This window comes from Streptomyces sp. MB09-01, from assembly GCF_033794505.1.
In the GTDB taxonomy this organism is placed as follows: Bacteria; Actinomycetota; Actinomycetes; order Streptomycetales; family Streptomycetaceae; genus Streptomyces.
On the sequence record NZ_JARAYQ010000008.1, the window covers coordinates 1 to 16,807 of the forward strand.

General features: G+C 69.6%; 18 protein-coding genes. 9 read left to right on the top strand and 9 right to left on the bottom strand.

The window, feature by feature from the left end; translation table 11 throughout:
- From PV721_RS02920 to dnaA, 5 genes are all read right to left on the bottom strand, one after another.
- The coding region (locus PV721_RS02920) for a DUF721 domain-containing protein (protein WP_416371011.1) at positions 1–580 on the bottom strand (580 nt) is incomplete at its 3' end.
- The gene (gene recF, locus PV721_RS02925) at positions 577–1,713 is read right to left on the bottom strand and encodes a DNA replication/repair protein RecF (RefSeq protein WP_319721178.1); all 1,137 of its coding nucleotides are present in this window, start codon (positions 1,711–1,713) and stop codon (positions 577–579) included. The genes PV721_RS02920 and recF, both read right to left, overlap by 4 nt.
- Positions 1,714–1,790: 77 nt before the next feature.
- Positions 1,791–2,666 (bottom strand): phosphogluconate dehydrogenase (NAD(+)-dependent, decarboxylating), encoded by an 876-nt coding sequence (gnd, locus tag PV721_RS02930; protein ID WP_319721179.1) that lies wholly within the window; start codon positions 2,664–2,666, stop codon positions 1,791–1,793.
- A gap of 247 nt (positions 2,667–2,913) precedes the next feature.
- A complete protein-coding gene (dnaN, locus tag PV721_RS02935; RefSeq protein WP_319721180.1) occupies positions 2,914–4,044 on the bottom strand; it encodes a DNA polymerase III subunit beta in 1,131 nt (376 codons plus the stop codon).
- 875 nt (positions 4,045–4,919) lie between these two features.
- Positions 4,920–6,719 (bottom strand): chromosomal replication initiator protein DnaA, encoded by a 1,800-nt coding sequence (dnaA, locus tag PV721_RS02940; protein ID WP_319721181.1) that lies wholly within the window; start codon positions 6,717–6,719, stop codon positions 4,920–4,922.
- 356 nt (positions 6,720–7,075) lie between these two features.
- Here dnaA and rpmH point away from each other — a divergent pair, with 356 nt between their 5' ends.
- The 9 genes from rpmH to PV721_RS02985 all read left to right on the top strand — a co-directional run bounded on the left by rpmH (position 7,076) and on the right by PV721_RS02985 (position 13,531).
- Positions 7,076–7,213 carry a 50S ribosomal protein L34 gene (gene rpmH / locus PV721_RS02945; protein WP_008741645.1) on the top strand — a complete coding sequence of 46 codons (138 nt, stop codon included), beginning with the start codon at positions 7,076–7,078 and terminating at the stop codon, positions 7,211–7,213.
- 21 nt (positions 7,214–7,234) lie between these two features.
- A complete protein-coding gene (gene rnpA, locus PV721_RS02950) occupies positions 7,235–7,609 on the top strand; it encodes a ribonuclease P protein component (protein ID WP_078892724.1) in 375 nt (124 codons plus the stop codon).
- Positions 7,606–7,887: a membrane protein insertion efficiency factor YidD gene (yidD, locus tag PV721_RS02955; protein WP_076043740.1), complete on the top strand. Its 282-nt coding sequence runs from the start codon at positions 7,606–7,608 to the stop codon at positions 7,885–7,887. The genes rnpA and yidD overlap by 4 nt, the downstream gene beginning before the upstream one ends.
- A gap of 3 nt (positions 7,888–7,890) precedes the next feature.
- Positions 7,891–8,994, top strand: a complete 1,104-nt coding sequence (gene yidC / locus PV721_RS02960) for a membrane protein insertase YidC (protein WP_319721183.1) — start codon at positions 7,891–7,893, stop codon at positions 8,992–8,994.
- A 15-nt stretch (positions 8,995–9,009) separates the two neighbouring features.
- Positions 9,010–9,522 (top strand): protein jag, encoded by a 513-nt coding sequence (locus PV721_RS02965; protein WP_030008408.1) that lies wholly within the window; start codon positions 9,010–9,012, stop codon positions 9,520–9,522.
- A 131-nt stretch (positions 9,523–9,653) separates the two neighbouring features.
- Positions 9,654–10,370 carry a 16S rRNA (guanine(527)-N(7))-methyltransferase RsmG gene (gene rsmG, locus PV721_RS02970; RefSeq protein ID WP_319721184.1) on the top strand — a complete coding sequence of 239 codons (717 nt, stop codon included), beginning with the start codon at positions 9,654–9,656 and terminating at the stop codon, positions 10,368–10,370.
- Between the two features lie 264 nt (positions 10,371–10,634).
- On the top strand, positions 10,635–11,723 hold the full coding sequence (locus PV721_RS02975; protein ID WP_319721185.1) for a ParA family protein: 1,089 nt from the start codon (positions 10,635–10,637) through the stop codon (positions 11,721–11,723).
- Positions 11,720–12,811, top strand: a complete 1,092-nt coding sequence (locus tag PV721_RS02980; protein WP_319721186.1) for a ParB/RepB/Spo0J family partition protein — start codon at positions 11,720–11,722, stop codon at positions 12,809–12,811. The genes PV721_RS02975 and PV721_RS02980 overlap by 4 nt, the downstream gene beginning before the upstream one ends.
- A gap of 102 nt (positions 12,812–12,913) precedes the next feature.
- The gene (locus PV721_RS02985) at positions 12,914–13,531 is read left to right on the top strand and encodes a GNAT family N-acetyltransferase (protein ID WP_319721187.1); all 618 of its coding nucleotides are present in this window, start codon (positions 12,914–12,916) and stop codon (positions 13,529–13,531) included.
- A gap of 64 nt (positions 13,532–13,595) precedes the next feature.
- On the opposite strand, the gene trxA is transcribed toward PV721_RS02985, so the two are convergent.
- From trxA to sigM, 4 genes are all read right to left on the bottom strand, one after another.
- A complete protein-coding gene (gene trxA, locus PV721_RS02990; RefSeq protein WP_319721188.1) occupies positions 13,596–13,937 on the bottom strand; it encodes a thioredoxin in 342 nt (113 codons plus the stop codon).
- Positions 13,938–13,987: 50 nt separating this feature from the next.
- The gene (trxB, locus tag PV721_RS02995; RefSeq protein WP_319721189.1) at positions 13,988–14,947 is read right to left on the bottom strand and encodes a thioredoxin-disulfide reductase; all 960 of its coding nucleotides are present in this window, start codon (positions 14,945–14,947) and stop codon (positions 13,988–13,990) included.
- Between the two features lie 123 nt (positions 14,948–15,070).
- Positions 15,071–15,997, bottom strand: a complete 927-nt coding sequence (locus PV721_RS03000; protein ID WP_319721190.1) for a hypothetical protein — start codon at positions 15,995–15,997, stop codon at positions 15,071–15,073.
- Complete coding sequence (gene sigM, locus PV721_RS03005; RefSeq protein WP_319721191.1) at positions 15,994–16,689, bottom strand: RNA polymerase sigma factor SigM; 696 nt, start codon at positions 16,687–16,689, stop codon at positions 15,994–15,996. The genes PV721_RS03000 and sigM overlap by 4 nt, the downstream gene beginning before the upstream one ends.
- Positions 16,690–16,807: the final 118 nt, after the last annotated feature.

The window sequence follows — 16,807 nt, forward strand, 5'->3', positions numbered from 1 at the left end:
GGGTGGTTTTCTCACGTGGGCGCGTGGCGCCGGGGGTGCCCCAACACCCGCGCGGCGTCGGCTCCCTGGTGGGGCGGGGGCCCCGGGCGGGGCGCCCGGCTTCCGGCCGGCCGCCCCCGGGCCCCCGCACCTGGAGCATCCGCACCGTCCCCTGCCCCAGATCCGCGTTCAGCCGCGCCACCAGCTGCGGCGCGAGCAGCTTCAGCTGCGCCGCCCACGCCGAGGAATCGCACCGCACGACAAGCTCACGGTCCTCGTACCGCTCCGGTTCACAGTGCGCCGCGATCTCCGGCCCGACGATCTCCGGCCAGCGCTCCATCACGCCCGCGACCGCCATCGGCATCTCCCAGCCGCGTTCGGTGCGCAGCCGGTCCAGCGCCGCCATCAGCGGCATCGGGTCCCGGCCGTCCGCGCGGGCGCCCGAGCGGAGCCCCGGCTGCCGGCCCTTCTTGGCGCCGGCCGCGTTCCCCCGGGCCCGTGCCTGCTCCCGCGCCGCCGCGAGGGCCTGGCGGGCGAGGTCCACCCCGGAGACCTCCGGGGGCTTTCGGCTCTCCTGCGGGTTCTTGCCGTTCTCGCTCACAGCCGGGTCACCTCACCGCCGGACACCCCGAACCGCGTTCCCACCAGCACCCCCGGGACGTCGTCGTCCACCGCCGCCGTCACCAGCACTTGCTCACCCGGCGCCACCAGCTCCGCCAGGCGTTCCCGGCGCCGCGCGTCGAGCTCCGCGAACACGTCGTCCAGGATCAGCACCGGCTCGCTGCCCTCCGAGCGCAGCAGCTCGTACGAGGCCAGCCGCAGCGCCAGCGCGTACGACCACGACTCCCCGTGGCTCGCGTACCCCTTCGCGGGCAGCTCCCCGAGCCGCAGCAGCACGTCGTCGCGGTGCGGACCCACCAGGGTCACGCCGCGCTCGATCTCCTGCTTGCGCACCTCCGCCAGCGCGGCCAGCAGCACCTCGTACAGCGCTTCACGGCTGCGCGCCGCGCCGCTGTCCACCGGTTCGCCGGCCGAGGACCTGTACGCCAGCCCGAGCGGGCCGCCGCCGGGCGCGAGCTGCTCGTACGCCTTGTCCGCCAGCGGCAGCAGCGTCGCGATCAGATCCAGCCGCTGGGCCAGGAGCTCCGCGCCCGCGCGGGCGAGGTGCTGGTCCCACACGTCGAGGGTGGAGAGGTCCATCGAGCGGCCGCCGTGCCGCCGGGCCATGGCCGCCGACTTCAGCAGGGTGTTGCGCTGCTTGAGCACCCGCTCGTAGTCGGAGCGGACCGCCGCCATTCGCGGCGAGCGCGCGGTGACGAGCTCGTCCAGGAACTTCCGCCGCTCACCGGGGTCGCCCTTGACCAGGGCCAGGTCCTCCGGCGCGAACAGCACCGTCCGTACGATCCCCAGCACGTCCCGCGGCCTGACCTGCGAGGACCGGTTGATCCGGGCCCGGTTCGCCCGCCCGGGATTGAGCTCCAGCTCCACCAGCTGCTGGCGCTCGCCCTGGGTGACGGCCGCGCGGATGATCGCCCGGTCCGCGCCCATCCGTACGAGCGGGGCGTCCGCGGAGACCCGGTGGCTGCCCAGCGTCGCGAGGTAGCCGATCGCCTCGACGAGGTTGGTCTTGCCCTGGCCGTTGGGTCCCACGAAAGCGGTGACGCCCGGGTCGAGGGGAACCTCGGCCCGGGCGTACGAGCGGAAGTCGGCCAATGAGAGATGCGATACATGCATACGGCGCCGACCTCCCCCGGCTTCCCACTACTCGCTGTGGTGCTGTGCTGCTGGTGCTCCTGCAGCCCTGTGAGCTGCTACTTCTTCTCGACCGCGTGGCCGCCGAACTGGTTGCGCAGCGCGGCGATCATCTTCATCTGCGGGGAGTCGTCCTGCCGCGAGGCGAACCGCGCGAACAGCGACGCGGTGATCGCGGGCAGCGGTACGGCATTGTCGATCGCCGCCTCCACCGTCCAGCGGCCCTCGCCCGAGTCCTGCGCGAAGCCGCGCAGCTGCTCCAGGTGCTCGTCCTCGTCGAGGGCGTTCACGGCCAGGTCCAGCAGCCAGGAGCGGATGACGGTGCCTTCCTGCCAGGAGCGGAAGACCTCGCGGACGTCGGTGACCGAGTCCACCTTCTCCAGGAGCTCCCAGCCCTCGGCGTAGGCCTGCATCATGGCGTACTCGATGCCGTTGTGGACCATCTTCGCGAAGTGGCCCGCACCGACCTTGCCGGCGTGCACGGCGCCGAACTCGCCCTCGGGCTTGAGGGCGTCGAAGATCGGCTGGACCCGTGCGACGTGGTCCTTGGCGCCGCCGTACATCAGCGCGTAGCCGTTCTCCAGGCCCCACACGCCGCCGGAGACGCCGCAGTCGACGAAGCCGATGCCCTTGGCCGCCAGCTCGCCGGCGTGCTTCTCGTCGTCGGTCCAGCGGGAGTTGCCGCCGTCGACGACGATGTCGCCGATCGAGAGCAGCTCGGCGAGCTCGTCGACGGTGGACTGCGTCGCCGCGCCGGCGGGGACCATCACCCACACGACGCGGGGGGCCTGCAGGCTGTCCACAAGTTCCCGCAGGCTGTGGACGTCCGCGAGGTCCGGGTTGCGGTCGTATCCGATGACGGTGTGGCCTGCGCGGCGGATGCGCTCGCGCATGTTGCCGCCCATCTTGCCGAGACCGACGAGACCAAGCTCCATCAGGTGGTTCCTTAAGCGTTGTGGCCGTCTTTGCCGGGGCTTCCCCGGCCGTGTCCTCGCCGGACGTGCAGGGGGTCGCCCACCGGATCCGAGCCTACGCCGGGCCGTGGCGGCGGGCCCTGCGGGCGCTCCATGGCGCCTGGTCCGGCTTCCGGGCTCTTTCCCCGGCGCCCTCCCCAGCCTGTGGACGGCGTCGGGCCCGGCCCCGCAGCGCGCGAGACCGGGCCCGACGTCGACAGGCGGAGCCTCAGCCGGACAGGCGCACCGGCATGATCAGGTACTTGTAGGCCTCGTCGGCCTCCGCGTCGAGCGCCGGCCGGCCGCTGAGCAGCGCGGGCTTGGTGGACGTGGTGAAGCTCAGCTGGGCCACCGGGGAGGCGATCGCGCTGAGGCCGTCCAGCAGGAAGGTCGGGTTGAAGGCGATCGAGATGTCGTCGCCGTCGAGCTGGGCGTCGACCCTTTCCACAGCCTGTGCATCGTCGGAGGAGCCGGCCTCCAGGATCAGCACCCCCTGCTCGAAGCTGAGGCGGACCGGGGTGTTGCGCTCGGCTACCAGGGCCACGCGCTTGACGGCCTCGACGAAGGGCGCGGTCTCGATCACGGCGACGGAGTTGAACTCGGTCGGGAAGAGCGTCCGGTACTTGGGCAGGTCGCCCTCGAGCAGCCGGGTGGTGGTGCGGCGGCCGGCGCCCTCGAAGCCGATCAGGCCTTCGCCCGCGCCGGAGCCGGACAGCGCCAGGGTCACGGTGTCACCGCTGGTCAGAGAGTTGGCGATCTCCTGGAGCGTCTTGGCGGGCACCAGGGCCACAGCCGACGCGTCCGGGTTCTCCGGCTTCCACAGGAACTCGCGGACCGCGAAGCGGTAGCGGTCGGTGGAGGCCAGGGTGACGCGGTCGCCCTCGATCTCGATGCGGACACCGGTCAGCACGGGCAGGGTGTCGTCACGGCCGGCGGCGGTGGCCACCTGCTTGGCGGCGGAGGCGAAGACCTCGCCGGGCACGGTGCCGGTCGCGGTCGGCATCTGCGGCAGGGCCGGGTACTCCTCCACAGGCAGGGTGTGGAGTGTGAATCGCGAGGAGCCGCAGACCACGGTCGCCCGTACACCGTCTGTGGAAATCTCCACCGGGCGGTTGGGGAGGGCGCGGCAGATGTCGGCGAGCAGCCGGCCGGAGACCAGGACGGTCCCGTCCTCCTCGACGTCCGCCTCGACGGAGACGCGGGCCGAGACCTCGTAGTCGAAGCCGGAGAGGCTCAGCGTGCCGTCCTCGGCCTTCAGCAGCAGGCCCGCGAGAACGGGCACCGGCGGCCGGGCCGGGAGGCTACGGGCAGCCCAGGCCACCGCCTCCGCGAGTACGTCGCGCTCCACCCGGATCTTCACCGGAACCGCCTCCTGCTGTTGCTCGCTCGTCTGCCGGCCTTCGTCGTCGGCTCGTCGATGCCTCGACCGATGCCGGGGACCAGTCTGACGTACGGCGCCGACACTCGGTGCGGCCGGCGGTCAAGTCGGGAGCGAGACGTCGGGGCGGGCTTCCGACGAGTTGTGCACAGGACCTGCTTGAAAACCGAAACCGGGCTAACTCTCTATGGGGGTAGTAGTAGGGCCTGTGGAAACGGTGGATAAGCCCGTTCTCGCAGGTCACACCGCGTTTTTTATCCACCGGCCCTGTGGGCGACACCGGTGGACAACCCCGTGTCTCTGTGGAGAACGAAAAGTTCTGCACAGGCCGTCCCCAGGGGACCCCGACTACTCCACAGGTGTGTCCCCAGCTTTCCCCCGGTACTCCACAACCCAAACGTCTACATCCGTGTGACCGCTTTCACTCCGGGCGGTGAGAGGGGGTGGTGCGTTGCCGAACAGTGGACAAGGGTGTGGAGAAGAGACCGGATCCTGTGCACAGGGTGCGCGAACCTGTGGGGAGACGGTGGACAACGTCGTGGACAGGCCTGTGGACGAAATGTTTGTCCACAGGTTGTGGATGACGCTTGCGCACAATTCCACAGGGTGCTGACCTGGCCTGATGGGGCCTCACCCCGCATGCCTGTGGACAGATTGTGGGTGACGGAACCCGTCCCCAGGGTGTGGACGGAAGAAAGTCACAGAATCTGTGGATGAGTTGCTCCCCAGGGGGCGTATTCGAACAGGTCAGGGGCGCGCGAATGAAGAAGGGCGCCCCCGTTGTCGTCCGGGAGCGCCCTCTGTAAGCGTGTGAAGGGGCCCTTGCGCGGCCCTTGGCGAGCGGTACGGGGCCGCTCTCAGCCGTTCTTGATGCGGTTGGTGAGCTCGGTGACCTGGTTGTAGATGGACCGCCGTTCGGCCATCAGAGCGCGGATCTTGCGGTCCGCGTGCATCACGGTGGTGTGGTCGCGGCCGCCGAACTGCGCCCCGATCTTGGGCAGCGACAGGTCGGTGAGCTCCCGGCACAGGTACATGGCGATCTGCCGGGCGGTCACCAGCACCCGGCTGCGCGAGGAGCCGCACAGGTCGTCCACGGTCAGGCCGAAGTAGTCGGCGGTGGCCGCCATGATGTCGGAGGCGGTGATCTCGGGGGCGCTGTCCTCCCCGCCCGGAATCAGGTTCTTCAGGACGTCCTCGGTGAGGCCCAGGTCGACCGGCTGCCGGTTGAGGCTCGCGAAGGCCGTGACCCGGATCAGCGCCCCCTCCAGCTCGCGGATGTTGCGCGAGATGCGGGAGGCGATGAACTCCAGTACCTCCGGCGGGGCGTTGAGCTGCTCCTGGACGGCCTTCTTGCGCAGGATCGCGATACGGGTCTCCAGCTCGGGCGGCTGGACGTCGGTGATCAGGCCCCACTCGAAGCGGTTGCGGAGCCTGTCCTCCAGGGTGACGAGCTGCTTGGGCGGCCGGTCGGACGAGAGCACGATCTGCTTGTTGGCGTTGTGCAGGGTGTTGAAGGTGTGGAAGAACTCCTCCTGCGTCGACTCCTTGCTCGCGAGGAACTGGATGTCGTCGACGAGGAGGATGTCCATCTCGCGGTAGCGCTTGCGGAACGCGTCGCCCTTGCCGTCGCGGATCGAGTTGATGAACTCGTTGGTGAACTCCTCGGAGCTCACGTACCGCACGCGGGTGCCGGGGTAGAGGCTCCGCGCGTAGTGCCCGATGGCGTGCAGAAGGTGCGTCTTGCCGAGGCCCGACTCCCCGTAGATGAAAAGGGGGTTGTAGGCCTTGGCCGGCGCCTCGGCGACGGCCACCGCGGCGGCGTGCGCGAAGCGGTTGGAGGCACCGATGACGAAGGTGTCGAACAGGTACTTGGGGTTCAGCCGCGCGGTCGGCTCCAGCGGGCCCGAGGTGGAGCCGCCGGACGGGGCCGGGGGCGCGGCGGGCCGGCCGGGGGCCTGGCGCGGCGCGGGCTGCTCGTACTGCTGCTGTTCGTACTGCTGCTGCTCGTATTGATGCGACTGGTGCTGCTGGTGCGACTGATGGGGCTGCTGGGATTCGTACGGAGACTGCTCGTACTGCTGCTGCTCGTAGGAGCCCTGGTCGTAGCCGGAGGGCTCGGGCTGCTGGAGGTAGCCCGGCTGCGGGGAGGCGTAGGGGTCGCGCTCGGGGAAACCGCCGAGGCGGGGCTGCTGCCAGCCGTAGTCGTCCTGCTGGCCGCCGCGGGGCCAGGCGCCGGGCTCGGGGCGCGGCTGCTGGTAGTCCGGATAGGCGGGGCGGGCGGTGGGGAGCTGGTCGTCGCCGTTGCCGCCGCCGGGGCGCTGGCCGCCGTACGGCTCGTACCCGCCGGGCTGCTGGGCGGGCGGGGCGGGGGGCGCGGGCTCGCCGGCGGAGTCGTCCACCGTGATGGCGATCCGGATGGGGCGGCCGCATTCGCGGCTCAGCGCGTCACTGATCAGCGGGGCGAGCCGGCCCTCGAGGACGCGCTTGCCCCATTCGTTGGGGACGGCCAGCAGTGCGGTGTCGGCGACGAGTGCCAGGGGCTGGCACCTCTCGACCCACTGCTTGTCCTTCGGCTCGATCCCCGGCTGTCCCTCCCCGAGGAGCTTTTCGAGCACCCTTGGCCACACTGCGGCAAGATCGGCAGGTACGTCAGCCACAGAGCACGCTCTCTCACAGGGGGTCCCACGAATGTGTGGTTCTTTGGGACGGTCGGGACAAAAAATCCGGGGTCAGGCAACGGTAGTCAGGCCAACGGGTACGGTTCAAGTCGTTGTCCACAGCCTGTGCACAGTGTGGGGCCACGTCGGCTCGGTTTGACCGGATGGCGTAGCCGCGCGTACCGTAACGAGGTCGAGTTGTCGATGGCTGCTGCCGCCTGCCTACCGATGGGCGAAGGTCACTGATAGTGATCATTTAGCGGTGCCACTCGGGCGAACACGCGAGTTTCCTCGTGGGCGCACGGTGACAGCCAGGCGATGTCCCGCCACAACGATTCATTCTCTGGAGCCCCCGAGTGAGCAAGCGCACCTTCCAGCCGAACAACCGCCGTCGTGCCAAGACCCACGGCTTCCGTCTCCGGATGCGTACCCGTGCCGGTCGCGCGATCCTCGCGAACCGTCGTGGCAAGGGCCGCGCCGCCCTTTCCGCGTAACAACACGCAGGTCGTGACGTCGTGCTGTCTCCCGAAAATCGGCTGAGGCGGCGCGAGGACTTCGCGAGCGCGGTACGTCGAGGTCGTCGGGCTGGTCGCCCGCTCCTCGTCGTCCACCTACGTACAAGCGGTGCAACGGACCCGCACGAGTCGGGGGAGATCGATCCCTCGTCGCGTGCGGGTTTCGTCGTCAGCAAGGCTGTCGGCAACGCCGTCATACGTAACCGGGTGAAGCGCCGTCTTCGCCATCTGGTCCGGGAGCGGCTGTCTCAGCTGCCCGCCGGTAGCCTGGTGGTGGTACGTGCGTTGCCCGGAGCGGGCGATGCCGGCCCCGAGGAACTGGCCCGGGACCTGGATGCCGCTCTGGTGCGGCTCCTGGGAGGCGTGGCTCGATGAAGTACCCGCTGCTCGCTTTGATCAAGCTGTACCAGTGGACGATCAGTCCGCTGCTCGGCCCGGTGTGCCGGTACTACCCGTCGTGTTCGCACTACGGGTACACCGCCATCGACCGGCATGGTGCGGTGAAGGGGACGGCCCTGACCGCCTGGCGGATCCTGCGGTGCAATCCGTGGTCCCCGGGTGGTGTGGACCATGTCCCACCCCGTAAACGCCCGCGTTGGCACGAGCAGCTGCGCAGTGCGTTGCGTAGATCTCGCAATGCTCAAGGAGCCTGATTAGTGGACACGATTGCCAGTCTGTTCAGCTTTATCACCACGCCCGTCTCGTGGATCATCGTTCAGTTCCACTCGCTGTACGGAGCGATCTTCGGCGCGAACAGTGGATGGGCCTGGGGCCTGTCCATCGTGTCCCTGGTGATCTTGATCCGCATCTGTCTGATCCCGCTCTTCGTGAAGCAGATCAAGGCGACGCGAGGCATGCAGGCGCTCCAGCCGAAGATGAAGGCGATCCAGGAGCGCTACAAGAACGACAAGCAGCGTCAGTCCGAAGAGATGATGAAGCTGTACAAGGAGACGGGTACCAACCCGCTCTCCTCGTGCCTTCCCATCCTGGCGCAGTCCCCGTTCTTCTTCGCGCTCTACCACGTGCTGGCGAGCATCGCCAACGGTGAAGAGATCGGCTACATCGACGGTCCGCTGCTGGCCAGCGCGCGTGAGGCCCACATCTTCGGGGCCCCGCTGGCCTCCAAGTTCACCGACAGCGCCGCGGATGTCGCCGCCCTGGGCGCCTCGATCACCGACGTGCGCATCGTGACCGCCATCATGATCGTCCTGATGTCGCTGTCGCAGTTCTACACCCAGCGCCAGCTCATGCAGAAGAACGTCGACCTGTCGGTCAAGACGCCGTTCATGCAGCAGCAGAAGATGCTGATGTACATCTTCCCCGTGATCTTCGCGGTCATGGGCATCAACTTCCCCGTCGGCGTTCTCGTCTACTGGCTGACCACGAACGTGTGGACCATGGGTCAGCAGATGTACGTGATCAACCAGAACCCGACGCCGGGCAGCAAGGCGCAGGACCAGTACCTGACGCGCCTGCTGAAGCACATCAGCTCGCACGGCGACGTCAAGGGCCGGAGCAAGAAGAAGATCGTCGCGGCGATCGTGGCCAAGGGCCCGGACCGCAACGACAACGAGCGGAAGTTCATCACGGCTCTGACGAAGCAGGGCTTGGCCGCCCAGCCGGACGGCTCCGTGATCAAGAGTTCCGAGGCCACGGCGGATTCGGATGCGGCGAGCGGTGGTGTCGCGAAGCGGCAGCAGCCGAAGCGGCAGTCGAAGTCGCAGCGTCAGACGCCCAGCAAGCCCTCTCCCAAGAAGTAAGAAGGAGTCCCTCCCGTGACGGAAGGCACCACCACCGCCGCCGCTGAGAGTGGCGACACCCTGACCCGCCTCGAGCAGGAGGGTGAGATCGCGGCCGATTACCTCGAGGGTCTGCTGGACATCGCCGACCTGGACGGCGACATCGACATGGATGTCGAGGCCGACCGGGCCGCGGTGTCGATCGTCAGTGACTCCGCAAGCCGTGATCTGCAGAAGCTCGTGGGCCGTGACGGCGAGGTTCTGGAGGCTCTGCAGGAGCTGACCCGCCTCGCCGTACACCGGGAGACCGGGGACCGCAGCCGGCTGATGCTGGACATCGCCGGGTTCCGTGCGAAGAAGCGCGAGGAGCTGGCGGCGCTGGGCGCCCAGGCGGCGGCGGACGTGAAGGCTTCGGGCGAGCCGCTGAAGCTGGCCCCGATGACCCCGTTCGAGCGGAAGGTCGTCCACGACGCCGTGGCGGCCGCCGGTCTGCGGAGCGAGTCCGAGGGCGAGGAGCCGCAGCGCTTCGTCGTTGTGCTCCCGGCCTGACCCCCGGCGCGAGTATGCGGCCCCGTCTGTGTCGCAGGCGGGGCCGATGTTTGTCAGCCTGGCATGTGAATGACCCGGCATCTTGAAGACGTGGTTTTTTCAGAACCATGCGGTACGGAAGGACGGTCCCCGTGACGGAGGCAGCTGAGCTTCCCCCGGCGCCTGAAGAGGCGCGCGCGGTGTTCGGTGAGTTTTTCCCGGAAGCTGTGCGGTACGCGGAGCTGCTGGCGGACGCGGGAGTCAAGCGGGGCCTGATCGGGCCGCGTGAGGTGCCGCGGCTGTGGGAGCGGCACCTGCTGAACTGCGCCGTGCTGTCGGAGGTGGTGCCTCAGGGCGTCACCGTGTGCGACGTGGGTTCGGGCGCCGGGCTGCCCGGCATCCCGCTGGCGCTGGTGCGCCGGGATCTCAAGATCACTCTGCTCGAGCCGCTGCTGCGGCGGACGACCTTCCTCCAGGAGGCCGTGGAGCTGCTGGGCCTGGACCACGTCACGGTGGTGCGCGGGCGGGCCGAGGAGGTTCTCGGCAAGGTGCAGCCCGTGCACGTGGTGACGGCGCGTGCCGTGGCGCCCCTGGACCGTCTGGCCGGCTGGGGCGTGCCCCTGCTGCGTCCGTACGGAGAGATGCTGGCGCTCAAGGGCGACACCGCCGAAGAGGAGCTGGTGTCGGCGAAGGCCGCACTGGCGAAGCTCGGTGTGGTGAAGACCTCAGTGCTGCACGTGGGCGAGGGTCTGGTGGACCCGTTGTCGACGGTGGTCCGCGTCGAGGTCGGAGAGAGCCCCGGTGGGGTGAGGTTCGCGGCCAAGCGGGCTAAGGCGGCCCGGGTGGGACGCACCCGCCGGCGCCGTTGATCTTCTGAGGTGTGGGGGCCCGGCGGAGATTTCGTCTGCGTTGGGCCCTATAGGTATGGATTTCGGAGTGTCGTAGCGGCCTGAAGACTCCGTCCGGGCATCGTGTTTCACGTGAAACGTCGCTCTCTGCTGCACGGAATCATCAGCCGCGGTCGTGCGGCTGCGTCCCCCCTTCACCGCAAGGACGCAAGGGGGACGGAGTTGTCCACATCGGTGGATTCATCCACAGGAGTACGGGCCCCGCTGGTTCGCGACCCCGGTGACATGGGAGGCTCTGTTCATCGCGAGCCTGATGTCGAGGAGAGTGACACCGTGCGGTCCGACGCCAACCTCGCGGGGCCGATGGCCGACCCGGTCCCCGGTCCCCGCTCTGAAGCGGCGGGTGAGGATGTTTCACGTGAAACATTGCCTCCCCCGCCTGTAGACAACGACACCCCCATCGGCCGAGCCGCCCAGCTGGCGGTCGAGGCGCTGGGGCGCACCGGTGAACGGCTGCCCCGGCCGGAGCAGACCCGGGTCATCGTGGTCGCCAACCAGAAGGGCGGCGTGGGCAAGACCACGACGACCGTGAACCTGGCGGCCTCGCTGGCCCTGCACGGGGCGCGGGTCCTCGTGGTCGACCTCGACCCCCAGGGCAATGCGTCCACGGCTCTGGGCATCGACCACCACGCGGATGTGCCGTCGATCTACGACGTGCTCGTGGACAGCCGGCCTCTCCTGGAGGTCGTCCAGCCGGTCGTGGATGTGGAGGGGCTCTTCTGTGCTCCGGCCACGATCGATCTGGCGGGCGCGGAGATCGAGCTGGTGTCGCTCGTGGCGCGGGAAAGCCGGCTGCAGCGGGCGATCCAGGCGTACGACCAGCCTCTCGACTACATCCTGATCGACTGTCCTCCCTCGCTCGGGCTGCTCACGGTGAACGCGCTGGTGGCCGGCGCGGAGGTGCTGATCCCGATCCAGTGCGAGTACTACGCGCTGGAGGGCCTGGGTCAGCTGCTGCGCAATGTCGATCTGGTGCGGGCCCACCTCAACCCGACGCTGCACGTGTCGACCATCCTGCTGACGATGTACGACGGCAGGACCCGGCTGGCCTCGCAGGTGGCGGAGGAGGTGCGCAGCCACTTCGGCAAGGAGGTGCTGCGGACGAGCATCCCCCGGTCGGTGCGCATTTCCGAGGCGCCGAGCTATGGGCAGACGGTGCTCACCTACGACCCGGGTTCCAGTGGTTCCCTCTCCTATCTGGAGGCGGCGCGAGAGATCGCGTATCGAGGGGTCGGAATGCAGTACGACGCCCAGCAGGCCCATCTGGGTCCGGGCATGAACAGCACGCAGAGTGTGGCGGAGGGGATCCAGTGAGTGAGCGACGTAGAGGTCTGGGGCGGGGGCTCGGTGCACTGATCCCCGCGGCCCCGCAGGAGAAGACGCCGCCGGTGATCAGTTCCGGCTCGACGTCTCCGTCGGCGGTGCCGGTCATGACGGCGGAGCGCGGGGTCGCGGCGGCGAAGCTCGCCTCCCTTGCGCAGGCCGATGTTTCACGTGAAACATCGCTCGCGGTCGTCCCGGCGCAGGAGCCGGAACCGGCGGCTGCCGAGACCAACGTGGTGGCGGGCGCGACGTTCGCGGAGCTCCCGATGGACGCGATCACGCCGAACCCGCGCCAGCCGCGTGACGTGTTCGACGAGGACGCGCTCGCCGAGCTGGTGACCTCCATCCAGGAGGTGGGCCTGCTCCAGCCGGTGGTCGTGCGGCAGTCGGCTCCGGGCCGCTACGAGCTGATCATGGGTGAGCGGCGCTGGCGTGCCTGCCGGGAGGCCGGGCTGGAGGCCATCCCGGCGATCATCCGGGCGACCGACGACGAGAAGCTGCTGCTGGACGCGCTGCTGGAGAACCTGCACCGGGCCCAGCTGAACCCGCTGGAAGAGGCCGCGGCCTACGACCAGCTGCTCAAGGACTTCAACTGCACGCACGACCAGCTGGCCGACCGGATCGGTCGCTCGCGTCCCCAGGTGTCGAACACGCTGCGGCTGCTGAAGCTGTCGCCTTCGGTTCAGCGCCGGGTGGCCGCGGGTGTGCTGTCGGCCGGGCATGCACGGGCGCTGCTTTCGGTGGACGACTCCGAGGAGCAGGACCGGCTGGCCCACCGGATCGTGGCCGAGGGGCTGTCGGTCCGAGCCGTCGAGGAGATCGTGACGCTGATGGCCTCGGAGCCTTCGAGCGCGGTGAAGCCGAAGGGTCCGCGGGCGGGTACCCGGGTGGCTCCGGCGCTCAGCGAGCTGGCGACGCGGCTGTCGGACCGGTTCGAGACGCGGGTGAAGGTGGACCTGGGTCAGAAGAAGGGCAAGATCACCGTCGAGTTCGCGTCGATGGAGGATCTGGAGCGGATTCTGGGGACGCTGGCGCCGGGCGAGGGCCGGGTTCTGGAGCAGGGTCTTTCCGGGGAGTGATCCCAGGGCCGCCGAGGGGCGGGTCGTGCCGGTGCGAACCGGCACGACCCGCCCCTTCGCTGTGCTGTCGAAGAACGAGAGGCCAGTGGATACGATGCGGTCATGGGTCGTCGGCTGGTACCGCTCACGCTGGACAACCTCCAGGACTTGCCGCGTCGTTGCCGGTCCTGCGTGTTCTGGGAACTGGATCCGGTCAGTGGTGACGCCGCCGTGAAGGCGGGGACTCCGGCACTGGAGAAGGAGGCGTGGATCTCCGCCGTCCTTCTGGAGTGGGGATCCTGCGGCCGAGTGGTCTATGTGGACGAGGTCCCGGTGGGGTTCGTGCTGTATGCGCCGCCGGCGTACGTGCCGCGGGCCACTGCGTTTCCGACCAGTCCGGTCTCGCCGGATGCGGTGCAGCTGATCACCGCGTGGATCATGCCGGGGTATCAGGGGCAGGGCCTGGGGCGGGTCATGGTGCAGACGGTGGCGAAGGATCTGCTGCGGCGCGGGTTCCGGGCGATCGAGGCCTTCGGGGATGCTCGGTGGGAGGGTCCGGCCTGTCTGCTGCCCGCGGACCACCTGCTGGCCGTGGGCTTCAAGACCGTACGACCGCACCCGGTGCATCCGCGGCTGCGCCTCGAACTGAGGTCGACGCTGTCCTGGAAGGAAGACGTGGAGCTGGCGCTCGACCGGCTGCTGGGCGCGGCGCGCAAGGAGCCGGCGTTGCGTCCCCTCTGAGCGGGGAGCGGGATGTGCGAAACGGGGCCGCCCCAGGAGGGGCGGCCCCGTTTCACGTGGAACCTCAGGCGGTCTTGACCTCGACGAAGTCCGAGAGGTCACGCAGGATGGCGGCCTTCGGCTTGGCACCGACGATCGTCTTGGCGACCTCGCCGCCCTGGTAGACGTTCAGCGTCGGGATGGACATGACGCCGTACTTGGCAGCCGTGGCCGGGTTCTGGTCGATGTTGAGCTTGACGATCTCGATCTGGTCGCCGTACTCGGCGGCGATGGCCTCGAGGGACGGCGCGATCTGGCGGCACGGTCCGCACCATTCGGCCCAGAAGTCGACCAGTACGGGCTTGTCGCTCTTGAGGACCTCGGCATCGAAGTCAGCGTCGGTCACGTTCTTGAGGGTGCCGGCCACAGCGGCCTCCTTCTTCTTCCTGCGGGGTGTGTGGGGTGGGGGCGTGGGGGTCAGACCGCCGCGTGGGCCTTCTCGGCGTCCGCGAGGGCGGCGAGGAAGCGCTCGGCGTCGAGGGCGGCGGAACAACCGGTGCCCGCAGCGGTGATGGCCTGACGGTACGTGTGGTCCACGACGTCGCCGGCGCCGAACACGCCGGTGACGCTGGTCCGGGTGGAGGGGGCGTCGACCTTGAGGTAGCCCTCGTCGTCGAGGTCCAGCTGGTCCTTGAACAGCTCGGTGCGCGGGTCGTGGCCGACGGCGATGAACAGGCCGGTCACGGGCAGCGCGGAGGTCTCACCGGTCTTGGTGTTGCGCAGGGTGAGGCCGGAGAGCTTCTGCTCGCCGTGGATCTCGGCGACCTCGCTGTCCCAGGCGAACTTGATCTTCGGGTCGGCGAAGGCGCGGTCCTGCATGGCCTTCGAGGCGCGCAGGCTGTCGCGGCGGTGGACGATCGTGACGGACTTGGCGAAGCGCGAGAGGAAGGTGGCCTCCTCGATCGCGGTGTCGCCGCCGCCGACGACGGCGATGTCGTGGTCCTTGAAGAAGAACCCGTCGCACGTGGCGCACCAGGAGACGCCCCGGCCGGAGAGCGCGTCCTCGTTGGGCAGGCCGAGCTTGCGGTGCTGGGAGCCGGTGGTGACGATGACGGCCTTGGCGCGGTGCACGGTGCCGGCGGTGTCGGTGACGGTCTTGATCTCACCGGTGAGGTCCACGGCCACGATGTCGTCCGGGACGAGCTCGGCGCCGAACCGCTCGGCCTGGCCCCGCATGTTGTCCATGAGGTCCGGGCCCATGATCCCGTCCTGGAAGCCCGGGAAGTTCTCCACCTCGGTGGTGTTCATCAGGGCGCCACCGGCGGTGACGGCACCTTCGAAGACCAGGGGCTTGAGCGAAGCGCGTGCGGTGTACAGGGCGGCGGTGTAACCGGCCGGCCCGGAGCCGATGATGATCACGTTTCGTACGTCGCTCACGGGTTTCTTCCTCGTCTCTGCGGACTGCGTGCTGCCTACCGGGGGCCGGTGCGGACTCTCACCCCACCCAACGGATCCTACGGCGCCTGCATTCCCCGCCCGCCCCACCGCGGCCCTGAACGTTCAGCCCCGGGGGTAGGTACGCGTCAGGAGGACCTTTCCGGGGGTGGCCGAGCCGGTGCTCTCGCAGTCCGTGTTGACGAGGTAGGCATCCACGCGCGAGGAGTCGGCCGGGTGCGGCAGGACGAGGAGGTACACCGCGGCGCCCTGATAGGTGCCGCGCTCGGCCGCGAGCAGGGAGTCGGCGCGGCCGGTGGCGTTCTGGACGCAGGGGGGGACGGGAGGTGCTGCCCGCTTGTCGCCGGGAGCGACTCCCGGGCCGGGAGCGGTGTTCTCCATGCCGTAGGTGTTGTTCTGCTCCCCCGGGGTGGTCTTGGCGCCCGGTGCGGGGGTGACGAGCTGTCGCACGCTGTCCTGGAGGCCCTGTGCGGTGTACGCGCCGTCGGCCGAGGCGGCCGCGGGCGGCTCGGCGGGGGAGTCCGAGGCCTCGCTGCGGGCGGCGGTGTCGCTGGTGGGGGTGCCGGCGAAGTCGCCGAACAGGAAGAGTCCGAGGGCGCAGGCGGCGGCTCCGGCCAGGCCCGAGAGCACGGCGATCCGGCGGCGGGCACGGCGTCTGCCCGGGCCGGTTGGGCCGGTCGGGTGACCGGCGGGCGATGTTTCACGTGAAACATCGCGGCCCGGCGTGCGCGGCCGGGCGGCCGGTGGGGTCTCGGCCCGGGGCTTGGTCGCGTCGAGGAGGGCCTCGGCGGCGAGGGCTGCGTCGATGCGGCCGGAGATGTCGGCGGGCATCCGGGCCGGCCCCGGCAGGGTGCCGAGTAGCGCGCGGATCTCCTCCAGGGAGGCGCGGACGTCGGCGCACAGCGCGCAGTCATCGAGATGGCGGCGGACTTCGGCGGTACGGGACGGGGAGAGGAGACCTTCGGTCAGGTCGGAGATCTCCGAGACGTCCGGGTGCCGGATCGTGCCGGTCGTGCCGGTAGTGGGGCTCACGGTCGTCCACCTCCGCCCTTCACAGCGTCTGGGTCTGGATGCCTGGGTTCTGCCGCTGGTGGGACGGGTGAGCCCGGCGTCCGGTTCCTTCCCCGCTCGGTGGCGGTGTTATCCCCGGCATTCGTGCGCAGATGAGTGAGGAGCGGGACGAGTTTCGCCCGGCCGCGGGCGCACCGGCTTTTCACGGTGCCGGTGGGGACCTCCAGGATGCGGGCGGCCTCGGCGACGGGGTATCCCTGCATGTCGACGAGGACGAGCGCGGCCCGCTGGTCGGCCGGGAGGGTGCCCAGGGCGGCCAGGAGCTGGCGGTGGAGGTCCTGGCGCTCCGCGGGGGCCTCGGCGGACTCGTGGGGCTCCAGGAGCCGCTCCAGGCGGTCCGTGTCGTCGAGGGGAGAGGTCCTGCGGGTGGCGGCCTTGCGGGCGCGGTCGAGGCAGGCGTTGACGGTGATGCGGTGCAGCCACGTGGTGACGGCGGATTCCCCGCGGAAGGTGTGGGCGGCCCGGTAGGCGGAGACCAGGGCGTCCTGCACGGCGTCCGCGGCCTCCTCGCGGTCGCCGAGGGTCCGCAGGGCCACGGCCCACAACCGGTCCCGGTGCCGCCGCACGAGCTCTCCGAACGCATCGGGGTCGCCGGCCACGTGCGCGGCCAGGAGTTCCCGGTCGTCACTGCCTTCCGTGGTTCCTTCTCGCATCACACCCTGCTTCCTCCCCGAATGGAGACTAGGTGCGTCGGCCGGGCGCGTAAAGAATCACGCGGCCGGCCGCAGCGGGCCGCACGCAGCCGAGGCGGGCGTGCTCGGGACTACGGGC